The sequence below is a fragment of the Desulfocastanea catecholica genome (assembly GCF_054657295.1).
Window position 1 is genome coordinate 1 of sequence record NZ_BAAHYZ010000108.1, and the last position, 799, is coordinate 799.

The window sequence follows — 799 nt, forward strand, 5'->3', positions numbered from 1 at the left end:
CAAAGCATTTATACCCTATAAAGGTTACTGGAGTTCACCTTTCAGTCGATGGCAGGGTATCCTGCAAAATCAGGATTCGGTCAAAATGGTTGCGGCTGCAACGAAACAATTTTTCAAATTACGGGGATATACGCCTGACATCTTCGACGGGATTGTACTGGGTGCCACGATACCCCAGCCCCAGTGGTTTTATAATAGCCCCCACTATGCCTCTTTAATGGGAAATCCTTCTGTCAGCGGCCCTCACATGGCTCAGGCCTGCGCAACATCCACAGTGTCGGTGAACTATGCGGCCAACAATATCGAGTCTGGCACCAATGAAGTCATGCTGGTGGCGACCACCGACCGAATGTCCAACGGTCCCAATATCCTGTGGCCCAATCAGACCGGACCGGGAGGAAAGCCCGATTTTGAAAGTTGGGTTATGGACGGATTCACTTGGGATCCCATGGCTGAAACCAGCCCGACAGGAACTGCTGAAAATGTGGCTAAAAAACATGGTTTCACCAGGGAAGAATCGGATGATATGGCCATTGCCCGCTATGAGAAATACACTGACGCCCTGAAAAACGATCGCGAATTCCAGAAACGTTACATGCTGCCGCTGGAAGTTTCCCTATCGAAGAAAAAGACTGTGGTCTTTGAAGAGGATGAAGGGATTACTCCCTGTACCCAGGAAGGCATGGCCAAATTGAAGACCAAACCTGACAGTGTATTGACTTTCGGTGCTCAGACCCACCCCGCCGACGGCAACGCCGGTATGATTGTCACAACCCGGGAGAAAGCCGCCGAACTGTCT

General features: G+C 50.7%; 1 protein-coding gene. It reads left to right on the forward strand.

Annotation, left to right across the window (positions count from 1 at the left end; all coding sequences use genetic code 11):
* Positions 1–10 precede the first annotated feature (10 nt).
* Positions 11–799: thiolase family protein (locus ACYQ8U_RS23065; RefSeq protein ID WP_459947906.1), on the forward strand; the 789-nt coding region annotated here is incomplete at its 3' end.